This is a genomic window from Kribbella sp. HUAS MG21, assembly GCF_040254265.1.
Taxonomy (GTDB): domain Bacteria; phylum Actinomycetota; class Actinomycetes; order Propionibacteriales; family Kribbellaceae; genus Kribbella.
In genome coordinates this window covers 7,127,455-7,143,948 of sequence record NZ_CP158165.1, presented here as the reverse complement: position 1 = coordinate 7,143,948, position 16,494 = coordinate 7,127,455, and the positions used below count along the sequence as shown (strand labels likewise).

Genomic DNA, 16,494 nt, shown 5'->3' with positions numbered 1-16,494 from the left:
CGTTCCTCCTGGTCCACCCACGATTCCCCTAACCGACACTTCGCACAAGGGTCTTCGGCGCGCGGATTCGTGTCGGGTCCGAAAGGACCGGACCCTCGTGGTGGATAGGGTCGCGGGCATGCGCAGGGCAATCGGGGTCGTCGTCACCATGCTGCTCGCCGTGCTGGCACTGGCCGGTTTCGCCGGGCCGGCGCACGCGGAGCCGGGCGACGAGATCAGGAACTTCAGGATCGACTACCGGGTGTCCGCCGACGGCGTGCTGCACGTCGTGGAGACGATCGACTACCACTTCGGGACCACAGGCCGGCACGGGATCTACCGCGATCTGGTCACCCGCGAACCCTACAAGGACGACGACTCGAAGGACCAGGAATACCAGGTCTCGAACGTCGAGGTGTCGTCGCCCAGCGGCGCCCCGGCGGAGTTCACCCAGGAGACGTACGAGGGCAACAAGGGCCGGTACAGCTCTCTCCAGCTCAAGATCGGATCCCCCGACAAAACGGTCCGCGGGACCGAGGCGACGTACCGGATCTCGTACGACGTCCGCGGCGCGCTGCGGCACTTCGACGACCACAGCGAGCTCTACTGGGACGCGACCGGCAGCGCCTGGAGTGCGGACATCAAGCAGGTCGACATCCGCGTCACCGTCCCGGGCGGCGTCCAGAAGACCGAGTGCTTCCAGGGGCAGGCGGGGTCGACACAGCAGTGCACGAGCATGGTCAGCGGCGACCAGGGCGTCTTCGGCGGCGCGAACCTCGAGCGCGGCGAGGGCATGACGATCGTCGCCGGGATCCCCGCGGGCGCCGTCCAGAACGACACCCCGATCGTGGTCGACCCGCCGAGCTGGATGCAGCGCAACGGGCTGTCTTGGCTGCAGGTGATCGGCTCCGGACTGGTCACCGCGGCCGCGATCGTGGTCGCCGCGCTGTACGCCAAGTTCGGCAACAAGGACCAGCGGTACGCCGGGATGCCGCCGGGGACGTTCCCACCGGACGGGATGGTGGCCCCGCCGGTGAAGGACGACCTGACCGAGGACCAGATTCCGGTCGCGTTCGCGCCCCCGCGGATCCCGGTCGGCGAGGGCGGCCTGCTGATCGACGCGAAAGCGACCACGGTCGAGACCGCGGCCACGCTGATCGAACTCGCGGTCCGCGGCGCCGTCCGGATCGACAACACGGGCGAGCACCAGGAGGTCGTGCTGCTGAACCCGGCGGCCGCGACCGCACCGCACGAGCAGGCGCTGCTGGCCGGGATCTTCCCGAACCTCCTCGTCGGGCTGCACGTGCGGCTCGAGCGCGGCGACGTGGGCGAGCGCAAGCTGCGCAACGCCCACGACGCGATGCTCAAGGCGCTTCGCGAGCAGGTGAAGCAGCGCCAGTGGTACCTGCGGATGCCGCGCGCCGGCGGCGGCTCGGCGTTCAAGAACGGGTTCGGCTGCGCGTGTATGGCGGTGATCGGGGTCTGGGTGCTCGGCGCCGGGCTGATGGGGACCGTGATCAGCGCCGTGACCGGCGGGCTCGGCCGCGCCGTGGTGGTGGCGATCCCGGTGATCGCGGTGCTCGTTGCCGTCGGCATCTGGATCGCGATCCGTGGCCGCGGGCAACGGAACCCGGCCGGCCGGGCGGTGGCCGACCAGCTGATCGGCTTCCGGAAGTACCTCGCCACCGCCGAGGCGGACCAGCTGCGGTTCGAGGAGGGCGAGGACATCTTCTCGAAGTACCTGCCCTGGGCCATCGCCTTCGGGCTCGCCGACCGCTGGCAGAAGGTGTGCGAGCAGCTCGTCGCCGCGGGCCGGCTGACCCCGGACCCGGTCTGGTACACCGGCCCGTCGTACTACACCTCCGGCTGGACCGCGGGCGCGGTCGGCTCGACGGTCGCGAGCAGCTTCGACGCGCCGCCCACGCCGTCCAGCTCGGGCGGCGGGGGCGGCAGCTCGTCGGGCTTCAGCGGCGGATCCTCCGGCGGTGGCGGCGGTGGCGGAGGCGGCGGCAGCTGGTAGTGGCCTGGTAGGCGCCTGGTAGTGGCCTGGTGGTGGCCTGGGTAGCGGCAGCTGGTTGGCCTCCCGCGCCGGTACGGTCCGGATATGCATCGGGGGATCAGGGTCGTCGTCAGCACGCTCTTCGCCGTGGCCGCGCTGGCGGGATTCGCGCCACCGGCGAGCGCCGCGACCGGCGACGAGATCACCGACTTCGCGATCGAGTACACGGTGTCCGAGGACGGCGTCCTGCACGTCAAGGAGACCATCGAGTACTCGTTCGGCAGCAGTGGCCGGCACGGCATCTACCGGGACCTGGTCGTCCGGGAGCCGTACAAGGACGACAACACCAAGGACCAGAAGTACGAGGTCTCCAACATCTCGGTGTGGAGCCCGGGCGCGTCGGACGACTGGTCGAGCGAGACGACCAAGTTCAACGACGGCCGGGACGCGGTCCTGCGAATCAAGATCGGCTCCGCGGACCGGACCATCTACTCGAACGACGCGACGTACGTCATCAAGTACGACGTCCGCGGGGCGCTCCGCCGGTTCGGGGACCACAGCGAGCTCTACTGGGACGCCACCGGCTCCAACTGGGACGCGGCGATCAAGAAGGTGACCGTGAGCGTCACGGTCCCGCAGGGCGTGCAGCGGGCCGAGTGCTACAGCGGTCCGGCGGGCTCGACCGCCGCCTGTGAGAGTAAGTCGCTGACGGCCGGTCAGGCGGTGTTCGGCGCCTCGGGCCTGGTGCGCAAGGAGCAACTGACGGTCGTCGCCGGGATCAAGGCCGGCGCCGTGCGGAACGACACCCCGATCGTGGTCGACCCGCCCGGCGCGCTCGAGCGTGCCGGGCTGTCCTGGCTCGGGATCGCCGCCTCGGTGCTGGTGACGGCAGCCGCAGCCGGCCTCGCCGTCCTCCACCACCGCAAGGCCGGCCGCGACCAGCGCTACGTCGACCTACCACCGGGCACGCTTCCGCCGGAGGGTGCGAAGGCGCGGATCGGTGTGGACACCCTGGCCGTGGAGCAGCTGCCGGTCGCGTTCGCGCCGCCGAAGATCCCGGTCGCCGAGGGCGGCCTGCTGCTCGACGGCGCGGCGACCAACCGGGAGGTCGCGGCCACGCTGATCGACCTCGCGGTCCGCGGCGCGCTCCGCATCGACAACTCCGACAACTCCGCCGGCACCGACCACGCCGGCGGCGTACGCAAGGCAGTCCTGGTGGATCCGGCGGTCGCGACCGAGCCGCACGAAGAAGCGCTGCTCAAGGGCCTGTTCCCGGACCTGCGACCCGGCGACGAGCGGCTGCTCAAGGCGGCCGCTCCGGGCGACTATTCGCTGGTCCGCGGCGCAGAGGCGACGATCGCCGCCGTCCAGCGGCAGGTCCGCCTGCACAACTGGTACGTCAAGATGCCGCACACCGCCGGCGGTACCGACGGCGACATGACGCTGCCCGTCGGCTGGATGCTCGCGATCGCGATCGTCGTCCTCGGCATCGGCGCCGCACAGCTCGGCTCGGGGCCGTTCACCTCCGGGCGGTTCCTGCTGATCGCCGCACCGGGGACCGCGCTGCTGGTCCTGGTCGGGCTGTGGGTGTCGAGGAAGCGGCGCGGACGGCGGACGGCGACCGGACGGGCCCTGACCGATCAGGTCCTCGGCTTCCGGAAGTACCTCGCCACGGCCGAGGCGGACCAGCTGCGCTTCGAGGAGGGCGAGGACATCTTCAGCAAGTACCTGCCCTGGGCGATCGCGTTCGGCCTGGCGGAGCGCTGGCAGCGGGTCTGCGGCGAGCTGGTCCGCACGGGCCGCCTGACCGCGGATCCCGACTGGTACGTCGGTCCGTCGTACTACACGTCCGACTGGACGGCGTCGTCGTTCAGCTCGACCGTCGCCAGTACGTTCGCGGCGCCGCCCCCACCTCCTCCGGAACCGTCCGGCGGCGGCGGTGGCGGCAGCTCGTCCGGCTTCTCGTCCAGCTCGTCGTACTCGTCGTCCGACTCCGGCTCCTCGGGCGGCGGCGGAGGCGGCGGTGGCGGGGGCAGCTGGTAGGACGGCAGGGACTAGACCGTGCCGCCGGCCGCGGCGGGTGCGGTCGGGTCGTTGCCCACCTCGCCGACGGTCTCCCGGGCCAGGAAGTCCTCGAGGTGGAAGAGGTTGTCGCTGGCGCGCTTGGCGACGTTCACCAGCGTCTTCATCGCGGAGACCTCCTCGACCTGCTCCTTGAGGAACCACTGCATGAACTGCTCGCCGATGTAGTCGCTCTCGTCCCGCGCGGTGCGGGCCAGCGTCTCGATCTGCTTGGTGACGGTGATCTCCTGCGCGAGCGCGAGCTCGAGCGGTTCCAGCGCGGACTTGAAGTCCGACTCGACCTCACCGACCGACGGGATCTGCGGCCGGATGTCCTTGTCCAGCAGGTACTGCACCATCATCATGGCGTGGTTGCGCTCTTCCAGGGACTGCTTGTAGAAGTGCGCGGCCAGCCGCGGCAGATCCTGCTCGTCGAACCAGACGGCGACCGCCACGTACTGCTGCGACGCCGTGAATTCGTTGCGGATCTGGTCCTGCAGGAGTTTCTCGTACGTGCTCATGCCGTCAATGTAACGGCCATCCGCCGAAAGCACACGGTTGGCGAGCCTGACCTAACCGGCACGGTTCCGTCCCAGTTCGACCACCTCGGAACCGCCGCCCGGCAACCCGATCCGGACCGTCGTACCGGCCACCGACACATCGATGCCTTCGGCAAGCGCCTCGGGCCGCAACGCGTCCCGGGTCAGGAGTACGGCGTTCACCAGCACGAGCGGTTCGCCGGTGTGCGGCGCGGTCAGGTACGGCGTCGCGGAGTGCGCGCCGAACGCGTTCACCCCGAGACCCCGCTGCACGCCCGCCTCGTCGTACCCGTGCAACCCGACGACCGCCGACACCAATCCGTCGGCGTTCCGCGCGGACGCCGCCCGCGCGCTGACCGTTGCCTCCGGCAAAGAGTCGCCGGCGACCGCGAAGCCGCCGCTGCGGACGAGCGATCCGGCCGGCCCGTCGACCAGCGCGCAGCGGATCTCCCAGCCGTTGTGCACGATCGACACGATCTCGATCGGCCACGGACCCTCGGCGCCGAGCCACGCGTTGTGCCACGAGGCCGCCGTACGGCCGTCGACCCCCAGCCGGCGGATCCGGCCGCGGCCGCTCGCAGCGCCGTCGGGGGAGACCAGCGAGATCAGGTTGTCGACGTGCGGCTCGTGGTCCGACAGGTCCGGTCCCGCGTGGTTCGCGTACGCGAGCCGGTTGTAGTGCGGGTCGCCCGCGGGCTCCGGGCCTTGCGGTTCGGTCACCGGCGCGTGGTCGGCGCCGTGGTTGACCAGCTGCACCACCTGGTCGTGCCGGCTTGCGTGCACGATCCAGCCCGGCTCCGGCATCGCCCGGACCTGGTCCGCGTCGTCGAGCGGGACGGAGTCCTCGGGGTCCGACCAGACCGGGTGCTCCGGCGGCAGGATCAGCCCGACGAACCCCTTCGAGGCCCAGTACGGCGATCCCGGTCCGGAGTACTGCTGCGTGGCCGGCAGGAACGTGTCGTACCACCCGAGCGTCAGCACGCCGCGCTCGTCCGGTACGCCGTGCTGCACGAAGTGCCGGGCGATCCCGGAGCACAGCCGCCGCGTCTCGCCCGGCGTCAACGGCGTCGAGTCGAGCAGCGCGCCCATCCAGTACGGCGCCGCCGACGCCATCCGGTAGGTGAGCGAGCGGCCCTGGTAGATCGGCGCCCCGTCGTTCCCGACCAGATGTACCGCGTCCTCCAGGAACAGCTTGATCCGCTCCTTGTAGAGCTTCAGCCGGTCCTCGTACTGCGCTCCCGGGGTGGCCGCCGCCATCCGCGCCCACAGGCCCGGGTACAGGTGCATCGCCCAGCCGATGTAGTTGTCGTAGTTCTGCCCGTCGCCGTCGGAGTACCACCCGTTGCCGACGTACCAGTCCTCGATGCGGTCGAGGCCGCCGTCGATGTCGCTCTGCTCGTACGGCGCGCCGACCGAGGCGAGGAACTGCTCGCTGACGACCTGGAACAGCCGCCAGTTGTTGTCGTGTGTCGTGGACCCGTTGAAGCCGCCGAGCCACTCCGCGACGTGCTCCTGGGCCCGGGTGTCGAGCCGGTCCCAGATCCACTCGCGGGTCTCGTGCAGGGAGACCGCGATCGCGGCGGCCTCGACCATCTGCTGCGATCTCGGCGTGAGCCGCAGCCAGGCCTCCGGGTGGTCCGGGTTCGCGCCGTTCGCGACGCCGCGCGCGTACCGCTCGATCAGCTGCTCACAGCCCTTGCCCTGCACGCCGGCGATCCGGAAGGCGGCGAGCATGAACGACCGCGCGAACCCTTCCAGCGCGTCGGACGCCGTACCCGACCGGCTCGGTCGGCCCGGCAGCTCGACGAGCGAGGCGCCGGGGGAGAAGTACGGCACGAGCGAGTCCAGCAGGTGGTCGGCGAGCGCCTCCCAGTGCGCGCGCACCCAACCGGTCTGGCGCGACAGTTCACGGTCGGTGTCGGGCAGGATCAAGCGGGTCATGCGAGCCTCCCGAGCTCGGTGGGGCTGATGGCGTGTTCGAGGGGTTTGCCGGCGGCGAGGCGTTCGAGTTCGCTGACGGCGAGTTCGCCGAGCCGGGCGATCTCGTGGCCGACGGCACCGGCGACGTGCGGGGTGACGAAGACGTTCGGCAGGTCGAGCAGCGGCGAGTCCGGCGGCAGGGGCTCGGGCTCGGTGACGTCGAGGATCGCGTCGATCCGGCCGGACGCGCACTCGCGGAGCAGCGCGTCGGGGTCCACGATCTTGCCGCGCGCGGTGTTGATCAGCGCCGAGCCGTCCTTGAGCAGGCCGAGCAGCCGCGCGTCGACCAGGCCGACCGTCTCCGGCAGCAGCGGCGCGTGCACGCTCAGAATGTCGCTACGCCGGAAGAGCGTGTCGTTGTCGACCAGTTCCGCGCCGAGCTCGGCAGCCTCGGCCGGTGTCAGGTACGGGTCGCTGATCAGCACCTCGAGGTCGAAGCCGCGCAGCCGCTCCGCCACCATCTTCCCGATCCGGGACGCTCCCAGCAGGCCGACCGTCGTGCCGTAGCTGCCGGGCATCCCGTGCGGGTCGGCCTTACGCCGCTCCAGCCGGTACTGCGCCGCGAGCCGGAAGGCCCGCTTCCCGGCGAGCACGATCGCGGCCACCGTGAACTCGGCCACCGGCTGCGCGTTCGCGGTCGCCGCCGACGACACCTGGATGCCGCGGTCGAACGCGCTCGGGTCCACGATCGCCTTCACCGAGCCCGCCGCGTGCAGGATCGCCTGCAGCTTCGGCGCCTCGTCCAGTACCTCCGGACCGATCCGCGGGCAGCCCCAGCCGGTGAGCAGTACGTCGACGTCCGGCAGCGCGGCCCGCACGGCGGGATCGGCGAGGAAGCTGCTGCCCGGGCTGACCGGCAACACGGTGGCGACGGACTCCAGGCGCTGCCGGACCCGCGGCACCAGCACGCGGTCGCGGCTGCCGTCGTTCATCGCCAGCATCACCGTCAGGGCGGAATTCGGTTCAAGGCTCACGGCAACCAACCTAGCAAGCGCTTTCCGCAGCTGTCTCGCCCACCGCCGAGTCGTGGAACATCCGGGAAATCTCCGCGGCTCCGGAATTTGTCGCCCGCTGCCGGGCGTTGGCTTGGAAGAGGGCAGGATAGAGGGGCCTACCCGCCCTGTCGGCCACTGCGAAGGAGAACGAGGATGCTGCGACCGGACGACCTCTACGAGATCGTCGACGAGTCGGTGGCGACCGGCCCGGCGGCGCCGCCGAAGGTCATGGTGCACTCACTGGACGGGTTCATGGACGCCGGCCGGGCCGGCCGCGTGACCGCCGACCACTTGCTCGAGGTGCTCGACCACCGGCTGCTCGCGCGGTTCGACGTCGACCTCCTGCACGACTACCGGGCCCGGCGCCCCGAGGTGACGTTCGCCGAGGACCGGTTCACCGACTACACCCCGCCGCACCTGAGCCTGCATCTGGTGACCGACGACGCGGGCGTCGAGTTCCTGCTGCTCGAGGGCGCCGAGCCCGACAACCACTGGGACCGGTTCGCCGGCGCGATCCGGCAGCTCGTCGAGCTCTACAACGTGACGCTCACGGTGGGTGTCCACGGCATCCCCATGGGTGTTCCGCACACCCGCCCGCTCGGCCTGACCGCGCATGCGACGCGGCCCGAGCTGGTGACCCGCGCGAACATCTGGGACGGCGAGATGCAGCTGCCCGCGAGCGCCGGCACGATGCTGCAGGTCCGCCTGGGCGAGGCCGGCAAGGACGCGATGGGCTTCGCCGTGCACGTCCCGCACTACCTCGCCGAGAACCGCTTCCCGAGCGCGGCGCTGGCGCTGGTGCACGCGATCTCCGCGGCGACCGGGCTGCTGCTGCCGAGCAAGGCGCTGCTCGACGAGGCCGCCGTCACCGGCCGGCTCGTCGACGAGCAGGTCGAGGCCTCCGAGGACGCGTCGGCGGTCGTCAAGGCGCTCGAGACGCAGTACGACGCCGCGGCCGGCTCGCTGAGCCGCAAGAGCCTGCTCGCGGACTCCACGCCGTCCGCGGACGAGCTCGGTGCCGAGGTCGAGCAGTTCCTGGCCGAGCTGAACCGCGAGGACGACAAGTAAGCCGGTTTGGTCTTATCGGTGCAGGGCCTGTCAGGATGAGGCATGCCTGAGTCGCTGGAGGATCTGGTCGAGCTTCTCGACCTGGAGTTGATCGACGTCGACCTGTTCCGGGGACGTCAGCCGCAGACCTCGATGCAACGGGTGTTCGGCGGCCAGGTGCTCGGACAGGCGCTGGCGGCGGCCAGCCGCTCCGTCGACCCCGAGCGCGTCGTGCACTCGCTGCACGGGTACTTCCTGCGCGCCGGCGACACGTCCGTACCGATCGTGTACCGCGCGGAGCCGACGCGTGACGGCGGCTCGTTCAGCAGCCGTCGTGTGGTCGCCTCGCAGCACGGCAAGCCGATCTTCTACATGTCCGCGTCGTTCCAGCGTCCGGAGCGCGGACTGGATCACCAGGACCCGATGCCGGACGACGCCGTACCGCCGGAGGAGGCGCCGCGGCTGGCAACCGTACTGGAAGCCCGGTCCGGGCGTCCGGCGGCTGACTGGGATCGTGAGTGGGCGGCGCTCGACGTCCGGCTGGCGGGCGTCACCGGCCGCCAGTTCTGGATTCGTGCCGCGGGCAAGCTTCCTGACGAGGCGGCGCTGCACGCCTGCGTGCTGGCGTACGCGAGCGACCTGACACTGCTCGGCGCCAGCCTGCTGCCGCACGGCATCGTGATCGGCGACCGCCGGATCCAGCCCGCGTCGCTCGACCACGCGTTGTGGTTCCACCGGCCCTTCCGCGCGGACGAATGGCTGCTGTACGACCAGGCGTCGCCGTCGGCCTCCGGTGCCCGTGGCTTCGCGACCGGCCGGCTCTACAACGAAGCCGGCCACTTGGTGGCCTCTGTCGCGCAGGAGGGCCTCATTCGCCCCGTCGGGCTGGACGACGATCTGCTAGCGTAGAGGTGTGTTGAAGCGCGCTGTAGTCACGACGACGCCGGAGTACGTCCCGGCGCGCTGACACCTGACTGTCGAACGAAGCCCCGGGGCGAGTGCCCCGGGGCTTCGTCGTTCCCTGTGGTCTCTCGCCCCACCCTCGACGAGGAGACCACCATGTACGACCACCGCAAGATCGGCCGCGAACTCGGCCTGTTCGACTCCGACCCGTTGATCGGCGCGGGCCTGCCCTACTGGCTGCCGGCCGGAGCCGCCGTACGACGGGCGCTCGAGAGCTACATCGCCGAAGTCGAACGCAGAGCCGGCTACCAGCAGGTGTACTCACCCGTGCTCGCGAAGAAGGAGCTCTACGAGATCTCCGGCCACTGGGCGAAGTACCACGACGACATGTACCCGCCGATGGACATCGGTGGCGAGGAACTCGTGCTGCGACCGAGCATCTGCCCGCACCACGCGCTGATGTACCGCTCCCGCTCGCACAGCTACCGCGAGCTGCCGCTGCGTATCTCCGAACTCGGCGGCCAGTACCGCGCCGAGCTCTCCGGCGCGATCGGCGGCCTGAGCCGGGTCCGCGCGATGCAGCTCAACGACGCGCACATCTTCTGCCGCCTCGACCAGGTGGCCTCCGAGGCCGCGGACGCACTGCGGCTGATCAACCAGGCGTACGCCGACATGGGCATCCGCGCGTCGCGGTACGTGCTCGCGCTCCCTGCCGTCGACGCGGAGTTCAACAGCCCGGCGAGCAAGTACGTCGGTGACGCGGCGAGCTGGGCGCAGGCGGCCGAGCTGCTCCGCGAGGTACTGAAGGACGCGGGGGTCGACTACGAGGACGCGCCCGGCGACGCGGCGTTCTACGGGCCGAAGATCGACATCCAGATGATGGATTCGGCCGGCCGCGAGTTCAGCCTGTCGACCGTGCAGGTGGACTTCCACCAGCCGGCCGCGTTCGGGCTCGAGTACGTCGGTGCCGACGGCAACAAGCACCGGCCGGTGATGGTGCACCGGGCGATCGTCGGCAGCATCGAGCGGGCGATGGCGCAACTGATCGAGGTGCACGGCGGCGCGTTCCCGGCGTGGCTCGCGCCGGTGCAGGTCGTCGTACTGCCGATCTCGGACGCCGAGGAGAAGCTCGCCGTCGAGGTCGCCCGGCGGGCCTTGGACCGGGGCCTCCGGGTCGAGGTCGCGCACGCCGACGAGGGCAGCCTCGGCGCCCGGATCCGCGAGAACCGGCTGGCGCCGTACCAGGCAGTGATCGGCGCCCGCGAGGCCGAAGCCGGATCCCTCGCCGTCCGCGAGCGCGACGGGCAGCGGTGGGACCCGGCGCCGATCGGCGAGGTGCTCGACCGGATCGCCAGGCTCAGTGTGCCTGCAGCTGTCCGATCAGGTGGGTGAGGTCGTGTGACTCGGCGTACAGCGCGAAGTCGGTCGTCTTGCCGGACTGTTCGAAGCCGAACCCGACGCGGGACGGGAGCAGCAACGGCTTGCGGAAGTCCACGCGGACCGTGAAGGCGTCGGGCAGCCGGCCGGCGCGCTGGATCGACGCCAGCGCGGCGGCCTTGGCCCACATGCCGTGCGCGATCTGGCGCGGGAACCCGAACGCCTGAGCGGTCAGCTTGAACAGGTGGATCGGGTTCCGGTCGCCGGACGCCGCGGCGTACCGGCGGCCGAGGTTGCCGCGCAGGTCCCACCAGGCGCTCGGCCTCAGCACCGGGTCGGGCAGCAGGTCCGCGCGCGCGTCGGGGGTCCCGGCGGAGCGGCTGAGCAGCGTCGTCAGGTCGCTCCACACGAGCTCGCGGTCGACGAACACCTCGCTGATGATGTCGAAGACGGTGCCCTTCGGGTGCGGCCGCTCCGGCGTACTGTGCACGCGGATCGACGGCTCCGCGTGCAGCGGCAGCGGCTGCTTCTGCGTGATCGTGTTCGACAGGTGCACGATCCCCATCGGCTTGTAGGGGAACGACGGGTCGGACATCAGGTCGAGGTGCAGCGGGAAGGCCAGGACGTGCGGGTACGTCGGCGGCAGCGCCGGGCCGGCCTGGAACCCGGTCACCTCGCGGTAGGTGTGCAGGTGGTCCTGGTCGATCGCGGAGCGGGGGAGCTCGAGCGTCAGCCCGTCCTCGTCCGGCTCGTAGTCGGCCCGGCGCAGCGTCGCGCGCACGGTCCGCGCGTAGAGCGCGCCGAAACCCGGCGAGTCGTCGTACCGTCGGGTCGGCATGTCAGGCGCCCAGCATGCTCTGGCCGCAGACGCGGACCACGTTGCCGGTGACCCCGGCCGAGGCCGGATCCGCGAACCAGGCGATCGTCTCGGCGACGTCGATCGGCAGCCCGCCCTGCTGCAGCGAGTTGATCCGGCGGCCGACCTCGCGGATCGCGAACGGGATCTTCGCGGTCATCTCGGTCTCGATGAACCCGGGCGCGACCGCGTTGATCCGGATCTGCCGCTCGGCGAGCACCGGGGCGAGCGCCTGGACCATGCCGATCACGCCGGCCTTCGAGGTCGCGTAGTTCGTCTGGCCGTTGTTGCCGGCGATCCCGGCCATCGACGAGACGCCGACGATCGAGCCGCCGTCGCGGACCGTGCCGGACTCGACCAGGTGCTTGGTGATCCGCTCGGGAGCGCGCAGGTTGACGTCGAGGACGGCGTCCCAGGCGTCGGTGCGCATGTTCACCAGCCGCCGGTCGCGGGTGATGCCGGCGTTGTGCACGACGATGTCGAGCCCGCCGTGCTGCTCCTTGCCGTGCGCCGCGATCCGCTGCGCCGCGTCGACCGCGGTCACGTCGAGGAGCAGCTCGGTGCCGCCGATCCGGGTGATCACCTTGCGCAGCGGGTCCGCGTTCTGCGGTACGTCGACGCCGACGACGGTCGCGCCGTCGCGGGCGAGCGTGTCGGCGATCGAGGCGCCGATGCCGCGGGCGGCGCCGGTCACCAGCGCGATCTTCCCGGCGAGCGGACGGTCCGGGTCGTTGCTGACCAGCGGCCCGGTGCCGACGCGGGCGACCTGACCGTCGACGTACGCCGACTTGGGGGAGAGGAAGAAGCGCAGCGTGGAGTCGAGCTGCTCGTGGGCCTCCGGGGCGACGTACACGAGGTTGACCGTGGCGCCGCGCTTCACCTCCTTGCCGAGGCTGCGCGTGAACCCTTCGAGCGCCCGCTGCGCGACGTGCTGGTCGCTGGAGCTCGAGAGTTCCGGCGTACGGCCGACGACGATCACCCGGCCCGCCGGGGCGAGCTGGCGGATGACGGGGGAGAAGAACCGCTGGAGGCTGCTCAGGTCCGCGGTCGAGGCGGCGCCGGTCGCGTCGAAGACCAGCGCCTTCGGGCGGATCGTGCTCGACGCGACGCCCTCGGCCGCCGTACTGAACGCGGCGCCGATGTCGTGCAGCAGGGCCTGGATCGCCTTGCCGGCGTCGGTCTCGCCGATGGCGCCGAAGACGACCGGCCCGTCGATCACCGGTGCGCCCTCGGTCCAGCGGGGCAGCGGCGCCGGGTCGGGCAGACCCAGGTTCTTCACCAGGGTCTGCCCGAGCGGCGTCCGGGTGAAGGTCTGGTAGCGATCGGTCATCTCAGCTCCTACTTCTCGAGGATGGCGACGACACCCTGGCCACCCGCGGCGCAGATCGAGATCAGCCCGCGGCCGCCACCGTTCTCGTCGAGTTGCTTGGCCAGCGCGGCGACGATCCGCCCGCCGGTCGCGGCGAACGGGTGCCCCGCCGCGAGCGACCCGCCGTTCACGTTCAGCTTGGCCCGGTCGATCTCGCCCAGCGGAGCGTCCAGGCCGAGCCGCTCCTTGCAGAAGATCGGGTCCTCCCACGCCTTCAGCGTGGCCAGCACCTGGGACGCGAACGCCTCGTGGATCTCGTAGTAGTCGAAGTCCTGGAGGCTGATTCCAGCGCGGGCCAGCATGCGCGGTACGGCGTACGCGGGGGCCATCAGCAGGCCCTCGGCGCCCTTCACGTAGTCGACCGCGGCGGTCTGCGAGTGGGTGAGGTACGCGAGCGGCCGCAGGCCGTGCTGCTCGGCCCACTCGTCGGTCGACAGCAGCACGGTCGACGCGCCGTCGGTGAGCGGCGTCGAGTTGCCGGCCGTCATCGTCGCGGTCTCGCCCTTGCCGAACACGGGCTTGAGCTTCGCCAGCTTCTCGAGCGTGGTGTCGGGGCGCAGGTTCTGGTCCTTCTCGAGGCCCAGGTACGGAGTGATGAGGTCGTTCTGGAAGCCGCGGTCATAGGCGGCGGCCAGGTTGAGGTGGGATTTCAGGGCGAGCTCGTCCTGGGCCTCGCGGGTGATGCCCCACTCCAGCGCGGTCAGCGCGGCGTGCTCGCCCATCGACTTGCGGGTCCGCGGCTCGGCGTTGCGGGGGATCTCCGGTACGACGTCCTTCGGCCGGACCCGAGCGAGCACCTTCAGGCGGTCCGGGTACGTCTTCGCGCGGTTCAGGTCGAGGAGGATGTTGCGCAGCCGGTCGTTGACCGCGATCGGGGCGTCGGACGCGGTGTCGACACCGCCGGCGATGCCTGCGTCGATCTGGCCGAGCGCGATCTTGTTGCCGACCAGGATCGCGGCCTCGAGGCCGGTGCCGCAGGCCTGCTGGATGTCGTACGCCGGCGTACTCGCGGCGAGCTTGGAGCCGAGGACGACCTCGCGCACCATGTTCCAGTCGCGGGCGTGCTTGAGGACCGCGCCGGCGACCACCTCGCCGACCTCCTGGCCGCCGAGGCCGGTGCGGTCGACGAGACCGTTCAGCGCGGCGGTGAGCATGTCGGAGTTGGAGGCGTGCCGGTAGGTCTTGTCCTGCCGGGCGAACGGGATCCGGTTGCCGGCGACCACAGCCACCTTGCGCGGTTCGGTCACGATATCTCTCCTGCTCTAGCGGAGCGGGTCTTCTTGGTTGTCAGGGCTTTGCGTCCCACCGCGGTGGCGAGCGTCGCGGTGATCGCGGTCGACCGGACGGTGCCGACATCGGCATGATGCACCACCGGGTGGCCGGGCCGGCTGCCCGACACGATCAGCCCGACTCTTGCCATGTGCAACGATCCGAGGGTCTGCGTGTACAGGTGGTTGGCCAGGTAGGCGGTGTCGACCTCGTCGAACACGCCGGTGCGCTGGCCGGCCTTCAGGATCGCGGCGATCCGGTCCAGCGGCGCGGCCATCGCCGTACCGAGTTTGAGCATCACCGGCTCGGTGATCTCGCCGAAGAGCTCGTCGCCGGTCCTCCGGAGCAGGCTCATCGCGCAGTCGGTGAAGGCCGGGTACTCCAGGCAGAAGTCGACGAACGCCTCGCTCAGCGCCTTGAGCCGGTTGAGCGGCGCGCGGCGTGGGTTGTCGGTTTCTTGCAGGCGCTCGTCCAGCTCTGCCAAGTAGGCGACGAGGGTGAGCGCGAACAGCTCCTCCTTGCCGGCGAAGTGCCGGTAGATGAGGGCCTTGTTGATCCCGACCCGCTTGGCGATATCGTCGATCTGGGCGTCGATCGTGCCGCGCTCGTCGAACAGCTCGCGGGTGGCGCGGATGATGTCCCGCTCGCGGTCGCGCCGACGCTCCGCCGTGGTCCGGCGGCGTCCGATCGCGAGCAGCGCGGAGCTCATGGCATCGATCTTAGCCACAGTGGTACCTGTTGGTGCAAACGGCAGTTACACTCGCCGGTAACATCCCCGCACTTGTGAGGACCTGATGAGTGACCCTGTTGTCTCCGCAGACGTGATGACGCTCGCCGGCGACCTCGGCGCGGAGCGCTCGAAGCCGGACTGGAGCACGTTCTCGCTGGCCATCAACGACGAGCAGCGCGAGATCCGGGACTGGGCGCACACCTTCGCCGCCGAGGTCATCCGCCCCGCCGCCTCCGAGTGGGACGAGCGCGAGGAGACCCCCTGGCCGATCATCCAGGAAGCGGCCAAGGTCGGCATCTACGGCCTCGACATGAACGTCAACCTCTTCGTCGACCCGACCGGCCTGCTGATGCCGCTGGTCCACGAGGAGCTGTTCTGGGGCGACGCGGGCATCGCGATGTCGCTGAAGGGCACCGGGCTGGCGTCGTCGGCGATCTTCTCGAACGGTACGCCGGAACAGTGGAGCCAGTGGATGGGCCGCTGCTACGGCACTCCCGACGACGTCCGCGTGGCCGCCTTCTGCTCGTCGGAGCCCGGCGCCGGGTCGGACGTGTCCGCGATCCGTACGCGGGCGGTCTTCGACGAGCGTACTTCTGAGTGGGTGATCAACGGGCAGAAGGCGTGGGCGACTAATGGCGGGATCGCCGACATCCACGTCGTGGTCGCGACGGTCGACCCTTCGCTCGGTACCAAGGGTCAGGCCGCGTTCGTCGTACCTAAGTCGGAGGTACGCGGACTGGAGCAGGGCACCAAGCTCCGCAAGCACGGCCTGCGCGCCTCCCACACCGCCGACGTCTTCTTCGACAACGTCCGCATCCCCGCCGAGAACGTCCTCGGCGGCAAGGCCAAACTCGACGAACGCATCGCCCGCGCCCACGAGGCGCGTACCACGGGTTCAGCCGGGGCCGGGCGCAACGCCTCGATGGCCACCTTCGAGATGACCCGCCACATCGTCGGCGCCCAGGCGATCGGCATCGCGCGGGCGGCGTACGAGGTCGCCCTGGAATACGCCAAGACCCGCGAACAGTTCGGCCGCCCGATCATCGACAACCAGGGCATCGCCTTCAAACTCGCCGACATGGCCCTGGAGATCGACGCCGCCCGGCTGCTGGTGTGGCGAGCCGCCAACATGTCCGCCGCCCTGATGCGCGGCGAGACCCCCGACTACCGCCACGGCGAAGGCTCCATGGCCAAACTCAAAGCCGGCGAAGTAGCCGTCAAGGTCACCGAAGAAGCCATCCAAATCCTCGGCGGCAACGGCTACACCCGCGAATACCCCGTAGAACGCCTACACCGAGACGCCAAGATCTACACCATCTTCGAAGGTACGTCGGAGATCCAGCGCCTGGTGATCGCCCGCGCGATCTCCGGCATGCGCATCCGGTAGACG

General features: G+C 70.5%; 13 protein-coding genes. 6 read left to right on the top strand and 7 right to left on the bottom strand.

Translation table 11 applies throughout. The features are described from left to right. Positions 1–118 precede the first annotated feature (118 nt). Complete coding sequence (locus ABN611_RS34515; RefSeq protein WP_350276488.1) at positions 119–1,999, top strand: DUF2207 domain-containing protein; 1,881 nt, start codon at positions 119–121, stop codon at positions 1,997–1,999. Between the two features lie 84 nt (positions 2,000–2,083). Beyond that, complete coding sequence (locus ABN611_RS34510; RefSeq protein WP_350276487.1) at positions 2,084–4,021, top strand: DUF2207 domain-containing protein; 1,938 nt, start codon at positions 2,084–2,086, stop codon at positions 4,019–4,021. An 11-nt stretch (positions 4,022–4,032) separates the two neighbouring features. Here ABN611_RS34510 and ABN611_RS34505 read toward each other — a convergent pair whose 3' ends face one another. Genes ABN611_RS34505 through ABN611_RS34495 form a run of 3 tightly spaced genes read right to left on the bottom strand, consistent with a single transcriptional unit; the run spans position 4,033 to position 7,532 of the window. Further along, positions 4,033–4,560 (bottom strand): ferritin, encoded by a 528-nt coding sequence (locus ABN611_RS34505; protein WP_350276486.1) that lies wholly within the window; start codon positions 4,558–4,560, stop codon positions 4,033–4,035. Positions 4,561–4,611: 51 nt separating this feature from the next. After that, complete coding sequence (locus tag ABN611_RS34500) at positions 4,612–6,519, bottom strand: DUF2264 domain-containing protein (protein ID WP_350276485.1); 1,908 nt, start codon at positions 6,517–6,519, stop codon at positions 4,612–4,614. Further along, the gene (locus ABN611_RS34495) at positions 6,516–7,532 is read right to left on the bottom strand and encodes a hydroxyacid dehydrogenase (protein WP_350276484.1); all 1,017 of its coding nucleotides are present in this window, start codon (positions 7,530–7,532) and stop codon (positions 6,516–6,518) included. Before ABN611_RS34495 ends, ABN611_RS34500 begins: the two co-directional genes overlap by 4 nt. A gap of 174 nt (positions 7,533–7,706) precedes the next feature. On the opposite strand from ABN611_RS34495, the gene ABN611_RS34490 reads away from it, so the two are divergent. From ABN611_RS34490 to thrS, 3 genes are all read left to right on the top strand, one after another. After that, positions 7,707–8,621, top strand: coding sequence for a PAC2 family protein (locus ABN611_RS34490; RefSeq protein WP_350276483.1), 915 nt, complete (start codon positions 7,707–7,709; stop codon positions 8,619–8,621). 42 nt (positions 8,622–8,663) lie between these two features. Then, entirely contained in the window at positions 8,664–9,509 is an 846-nt protein-coding gene (locus tag ABN611_RS34485) for an acyl-CoA thioesterase II (protein WP_350276482.1), read from the top strand. 150 nt (positions 9,510–9,659) lie between these two features. Continuing rightward, a complete protein-coding gene (gene thrS / locus ABN611_RS34480; RefSeq protein ID WP_350276481.1) occupies positions 9,660–10,895 on the top strand; it encodes a threonine--tRNA ligase in 1,236 nt (411 codons plus the stop codon). Here thrS and ABN611_RS34475 read toward each other — a convergent pair. The 4 genes from ABN611_RS34475 to ABN611_RS34460 are packed head-to-tail and all read right to left on the bottom strand — an operon-like array spanning position 10,861 to position 15,083. Further along, positions 10,861–11,718 (bottom strand): MaoC/PaaZ C-terminal domain-containing protein, encoded by an 858-nt coding sequence (locus tag ABN611_RS34475; RefSeq protein WP_350276480.1) that lies wholly within the window; start codon positions 11,716–11,718, stop codon positions 10,861–10,863. The genes thrS and ABN611_RS34475 overlap by 35 nt on opposite strands. A 1-nt stretch (position 11,719) precedes the next feature. Continuing rightward, positions 11,720–13,066, bottom strand: a complete 1,347-nt coding sequence (locus ABN611_RS34470) for a 3-oxoacyl-ACP reductase (RefSeq protein WP_350276479.1) — start codon at positions 13,064–13,066, stop codon at positions 11,720–11,722. Between the two features lie 8 nt (positions 13,067–13,074). After that, the gene (locus tag ABN611_RS34465; RefSeq protein WP_350276478.1) at positions 13,075–14,352 is read right to left on the bottom strand and encodes an acetyl-CoA C-acetyltransferase; all 1,278 of its coding nucleotides are present in this window, start codon (positions 14,350–14,352) and stop codon (positions 13,075–13,077) included. Beyond that, positions 14,349–15,083: a TetR/AcrR family transcriptional regulator gene (locus tag ABN611_RS34460; RefSeq protein WP_350276477.1), complete on the bottom strand. Its 735-nt coding sequence runs from the start codon at positions 15,081–15,083 to the stop codon at positions 14,349–14,351. The genes ABN611_RS34465 and ABN611_RS34460 overlap by 4 nt, the downstream gene beginning before the upstream one ends. Before the next feature lie 85 nt (positions 15,084–15,168). On the opposite strand from ABN611_RS34460, the gene ABN611_RS34455 reads away from it, so the two are divergent. Beyond that, positions 15,169–16,491, top strand: a complete 1,323-nt coding sequence (locus tag ABN611_RS34455; RefSeq protein ID WP_350276476.1) for an acyl-CoA dehydrogenase family protein — start codon at positions 15,169–15,171, stop codon at positions 16,489–16,491. The last annotated feature ends 3 nt before the right edge of the window (positions 16,492–16,494 follow it).

Excerpts from the sequence above, each read along its gene's own strand:
- ABN611_RS34515 (WP_350276488.1), top strand. The coding sequence starts at position 119 with ATGCGCAGGGCAATCGGGGTCGTCGTCACCATGCTGCTCGCCGTGCTG.
- ABN611_RS34510 (WP_350276487.1), top strand. The coding sequence starts at position 2,084 with ATGCATCGGGGGATCAGGGTCGTCGTCAGCACGCTCTTCGCCGTGGCC.
- ABN611_RS34505 (WP_350276486.1), bottom strand. The coding sequence starts at position 4,560 with ATGAGCACGTACGAGAAACTCCTGCAGGACCAGATCCGCAACGAATTC.
- ABN611_RS34500 (WP_350276485.1), bottom strand. The coding sequence starts at position 6,519 with ATGACCCGCTTGATCCTGCCCGACACCGACCGTGAACTGTCGCGCCAG.
- ABN611_RS34490 (WP_350276483.1), top strand. The coding sequence starts at position 7,707 with ATGCTGCGACCGGACGACCTCTACGAGATCGTCGACGAGTCGGTGGCG.
- ABN611_RS34485 (WP_350276482.1), top strand. The coding sequence starts at position 8,664 with ATGCCTGAGTCGCTGGAGGATCTGGTCGAGCTTCTCGACCTGGAGTTG.
- thrS (WP_350276481.1), top strand. The coding sequence starts at position 9,660 with ATGTACGACCACCGCAAGATCGGCCGCGAACTCGGCCTGTTCGACTCC.
- ABN611_RS34475 (WP_350276480.1), bottom strand. The coding sequence starts at position 11,718 with ATGCCGACCCGACGGTACGACGACTCGCCGGGTTTCGGCGCGCTCTAC.
- ABN611_RS34470 (WP_350276479.1), bottom strand. The coding sequence starts at position 13,066 with ATGACCGATCGCTACCAGACCTTCACCCGGACGCCGCTCGGGCAGACC.
- ABN611_RS34460 (WP_350276477.1), bottom strand. The coding sequence starts at position 15,083 with ATGAGCTCCGCGCTGCTCGCGATCGGACGCCGCCGGACCACGGCGGAG.
- ABN611_RS34455 (WP_350276476.1), top strand. The coding sequence starts at position 15,169 with ATGAGTGACCCTGTTGTCTCCGCAGACGTGATGACGCTCGCCGGCGAC.